The sequence below is a fragment of the Jiella soli genome (assembly GCF_020615385.1).
In the GTDB taxonomy this organism is placed as follows: Bacteria; Pseudomonadota; Alphaproteobacteria; order Rhizobiales; family Rhizobiaceae; genus VKMB-3413.
Map to the genome: position 1 here is coordinate 1 of NZ_JAJAVB010000049.1, position 4368 is coordinate 4368.

At 63.9% G+C, this 4368-nt stretch carries 2 protein-coding genes and 3 pseudogenes; 1 reads left to right on the plus strand and 4 read right to left on the minus strand.

Annotated features, from left to right (window positions below):
* Positions 1 to 277 precede the first annotated feature (277 nt).
* Positions 278 to 856, minus strand: a pseudogene (locus tag LH400_RS25855) (IS66 family transposase); the annotation flags it as partial.
* A gap of 98 nt (positions 857 to 954) precedes the next feature.
* Here LH400_RS25855 and LH400_RS25860 point away from each other — a divergent pair.
* Positions 955 to 2072 (plus strand): annotated as a pseudogene (locus tag LH400_RS25860) (IS110 family RNA-guided transposase).
* A gap of 254 nt (positions 2073 to 2326) precedes the next feature.
* Here the strand turns inward: LH400_RS25860 and tnpC are convergent.
* The 3 genes and pseudogenes from tnpC to tnpA all read right to left on the minus strand — a co-directional run.
* Positions 2327 to 3466: pseudogene (tnpC, locus tag LH400_RS25865) on the minus strand (IS66 family transposase); the annotation flags it as partial.
* 72 nt (positions 3467 to 3538) lie between these two features.
* Positions 3539 to 3886 (minus strand): IS66 family insertion sequence element accessory protein TnpB, encoded by a 348-nt coding sequence (gene tnpB, locus LH400_RS25870; protein WP_229156349.1) that lies wholly within the window; start codon positions 3884 to 3886, stop codon positions 3539 to 3541.
* A partial coding sequence (gene tnpA / locus LH400_RS25875) for an IS66-like element accessory protein TnpA (RefSeq protein WP_229156350.1) occupies positions 3883 to 4368 on the minus strand: 486 nt, incomplete at its 5' end. The genes tnpB and tnpA, both read right to left, overlap by 4 nt.

The following is a 4368-nucleotide window of genomic DNA, read 5'->3' on the forward strand; positions in this document are numbered from 1 at the left end:
TGTTTTTGTAGCGCGGGTTGGCGCCAACCCACTTTGAGTTTTCGCCAACCCCTTTCGACGCGGCGCAGGGTCGGAACGAAGCGTTGCCCACTCGGCGCGGAGCCGGCGCCGAGTGGGCAAGAGGCGGCGCCGCGCCTCGCGGCTCGACAAAGACGCAAGGATCACAGTCGGGTGCCGGCATACGCCGTATAGCTTTCTCGGCATACGGCGTATGAAGAGGTAACGGGGGCGTTCGGGGGGGATGAAGCATACGCCGTGACGCTTTGGGATGCGTCCGTCAGGCGGCGGCCCGTCTGATCCGCTCGGCTCGGGCTGCCCAGTTCCAGGGCAGGAGATCGCCGAGGCGGGTCTGCGGTGTATCGGCGATGCGGGCGAGGACGTCGGCGAGCCAGGCCTGCGGGTCGATGTCGTTCAGCCTGGCCGTCGTGATCAGCGTCAGCATGAAGGCGCAGCGATCCGCTCCGCGATCGGAGCCGGCGAAGGTCCACGACTTGCGCCCGAGAGCCAGTCCGCGGATCGCCCGCTCGGCCGCGTTGTTGCTGAGGCAAATCCTGCCGTCGGTGGTGAAGCGGGCGAAGCCCTCCCAGCGCGTCAGCATGTAGTCCATGGCCTTGGCGACCGGCGCGTGACGCGACAGGCGCGCCCGTTCGGTGCGCATCCACTCTTCCAGGTTGGCGAGAACAGGGATGCTCCGCTGCTGCCGGACGGCGAGACGCTCTTCGGCCGAGCGGCCGTTCATCCCGCGCTCGATGTCGAACAGGACGTCGATGCGCTTCACCGCCTCCAGCGCCAGCGGCGAGATCGGCGCCGCGTTCTTTCCCCGCCGGGCGCTCCTGGCGATGTCGGCGAGCTCGAAGATGACATGACCATCCTGCGTCCGCACCTCGGGGCGGTCTTTCGATAAGAAAGACCTGCGCTTCGCCGAAGGCTTAAGGATAGATACAGGAGGTATTGATGTCAGACTTCGACGCGTTTGTGGGACTGGACGTCCATAAGGATTCAATCTCCATCGCGGTGGCCGAGGCCGGAAGAACCGGCCAAATCCTCCCAATGAGACCAATTCCCAATACCGTGGATGCGATAAATCGGATGGTTCGCCGATTGAGCGAAAGACACGGCCGTCTCCACTTCGTCCATGAAGCAGTCCGTGCGGATATGGCCTGCACCGACAGTTGGATCGGCTCGGACAGGCGAGTTGTGTTGTTGCCCCATCGCGCATTCCGAAGCAGCCTGGCGATCGGATCAAGAACGATACCCGTGACGCCATGATGCTGGCCCGCTTGTCGCGCGCTGGCGAGTTGGCGCCGCTTTGGATTCCGGATGTAACCCATGAGGCGGTGCGTGACTTGGTCCGTGCACGGCAGGCTGCGTCCAATGATATTCGGAAGTCCCGTCAGCGGATACAGTCGTTTCTGCTGAAGCACGGGAGGCGCTATAGCAGGAAGCCGTGGGGCGGCCAGCACCGAACTTGGCTTGCCAACCAGAGCTTTGATCACCCGGCGCAACAAATCGCCTTCGCAAACTACCTCAGCGCCGAGGGTCAGGCCGTTGATCGCCGGACCGAGCTCGACCAACAAATCCGAGAGCTCATGCCAAGCTGGACGCTGAGCCCGCTGGTCGATGCGCTTCAGGCATTACGTGGTGTGGCCTTCATCATCGCCGTCAGCGTTGTAGCGGAAATCGGCGACATCTCGCGCTTCGAAACGGCCCGTCACCTTATGGCCTATCTGGGCCTTGTTCCGGCTGAGCGCTCGAGTGGTTCAGCTGTGCGACCACGCGGCATCACGAAGAGCGGCAACAAGTTCGTGCGGAGCTTAATGCTCGAAGCAGCGTGGTGTTATCGGCTTCGCGCAAAGGTGGGAGAGCGATTGCGCCGACGTAGCGACGGAGTTCCGGAAGTCGCGAAGGAAATCGCCTGGAAAGCGCAGGTCCGATTGTGCGGACGTTATCGGCATCTGATTGCACGGGGCAAAAAGAGCCAGCTCGTGACGACGGCGATCGCCCGCGAACTCGTGGGATTCATCTGGGCGATTGGTCAGCAGATACAACCTCGACAACCTCAGATCTCCTGATCTGCCACCAGCGGATCCAGGCAAGCATGCCCACGTCGAGAACAACAGCCAGGGCACCGGACCGGTAGAGGGAACCCTCCGGCAAGTTATCAGAAGCCCAATGCGGCACTTCAGATCGAAGATAGAGGCAGCCCTCCGACGCATGGTCACTATGGGGTAACGATCCCCGAATGAGAGAATGAGCGACCGTCGACTCCTCCCGGTGCCCTGACCCCTGTTCTCGACGCCCGATATTGTTGCCCCGGCATTCTCTGCCGGCGGGACCGATTGCGCCCTCCTCTTGACGGATGGTCATGAGAGAACTTCCGGCGTCCGTGAGACCAGCACAGCGCCTCGGTCACGGGCCCCGGACTTCGCTCCATGGCGTATAGGCGACCATATCCTGCATAGGCGTCGGCCTGAAGAATCCCGCCATAGCCGGCGAGATGGCGCTCGGGATGCTCGGCCGTTCGATCGCGGGAGGCGTAGAACAGGGCTGCCGGCGGCGCCGCGCCGCCAAAAGGCCGGTCATCGCGGACATAAACCCAGACCCGGCCGGTCACCGTCTTGCCCTTGGCCAGGATCGGCACCGTCGTGTCATCGCCGTGCAGCCGCTCGGCGGCGAGGACATGCCGCTCGATCAGGCCGTGAAGAGGGCGAATGGCATGAACGCAGGCGCCGACCTGGTCGGCGAGCGTCGACAGGCTGAGGTCGATCCCCTCCCGGCTGTAGCGTTCCGACTGGCGGTTCAGCGGCTGGTGCTGCCCGTACTTCTCGAACAGGATCATCGCGAGCAGGCTCGGACCGAGGAAGCCGCGGGGCGTGGGATGGAACGGCGCCGGCGGCTGGCTGATCGTCTCGCACTCCCGGCAGGCGAACTTCTCCCGGACTGTCTGGATCACCTTCCACTGGCGCGGGATCACCTCCAGCGTCTCGGTGATGGCCTCGCCAAGCTTCGACAGTCTGGTCGAACCGCAGCAGGAGCATGAGGTCGGCGCCTCGATCACCACCCGTTCCCGCGGCAGATGCTCCGGGAATGGCTTCTTCGAGGGGCGCTTGCGGGTGAAGGCGTGAACGGTCGTCGTCTTTGCCGCGGCCTGTTCGGCGGCAAGCTCGTCCTCGGTGGCGGCAGCCTGCGCGTCCTCGAGCTGCAACTCCATCTGGTCGAGGAGACGCGCCTTCTTCTCCGACCGCGTCCCGTAGAGCTCACGCTTGAGCTTCTCGATCTCCAGCGTCAGATGCGCGATCAGGGCCTCGGCGCCAGAGGCTTCTGCCTTGACCCGGGCTGCGTCCGCCACGGCCTCATCGCGGTCCCGCTCGGCCTGAGACAGATGATGCTGGACCAGATCAGCACGCCGTTCAGCCGCTGCAAGGGCGGCCTTCAGGGCGGCGATGTCGTCCGGCGCGGCGGCCATGGCGGGAGGCTCGAAGCAGTTCGTGACAAAGCCGATTCTGCCACAGAACCCCTGCAATGCAAGGCTTTTGAACTATCCGACCGAGGTCGGTCTCCAGGTTTCCTGCGGATTTCGCCAGTCGATTCCGGACAAGAGATAACCGAGTTGCGCCGGGGATATCGTCACCGCGCCATCCGCGATCGACGGCCAGAGAAAGCGCCCCCGTTCAAGCTTCTTCGTGTAAAGGCACGCGCCCTGGCCGTCATGCCAGATGATCTTCAAAAGGTCGCCTCGACGGCCGCGAAAGCAGAACAAATGGCCGCTGTTCGGATCGCCCTTCAGCACCTCCTGCACCAGCAGCGACAGGCCCGGAAAGCCCTTGCGCATGTCGACATGCCCCGTCGCCAGCCAGACCCTTACCCCGCTCGGAACCGGGATCATTCTCCCGTTCTCGTCTTTGACGAGGCCGGCGGCGAACCCAATCGATCGACTACCTCGAGAATGCGGGCAAGGGCACGGGCGTCGATCTCCGCATCTATCCGGATAACCCGATTGCCGGACAGCTCGATCTCGACGCAGCGCTGGCGCTCGGAAGAACGGGCGTCGGCGGCAACGTCCCGATCCCGCCCCGGTCCCTCGTGGGGTTCGATCTCGGGCGACACCGCCACAGGCAGGAAGGTCGGCCCTTGATCCTGCGCATCCAAACGTAACTTCCGGATCCAACGGTAGATCGATGACGGATCGACATCGTGCTGACGGGCGACGGCGGCGACGCTGGCGTCTTTCTCCAGCGCCGCCATCACGATCTCCTCCTTCAGGACTGTCGGCCAGTGCCGACGGCCGCCGCCATCCCGAACCAGATCAATCCGATGGTAGGTCACGTGGATATCCTCATTGCTTGCACCGTGGTCACCACACCACGC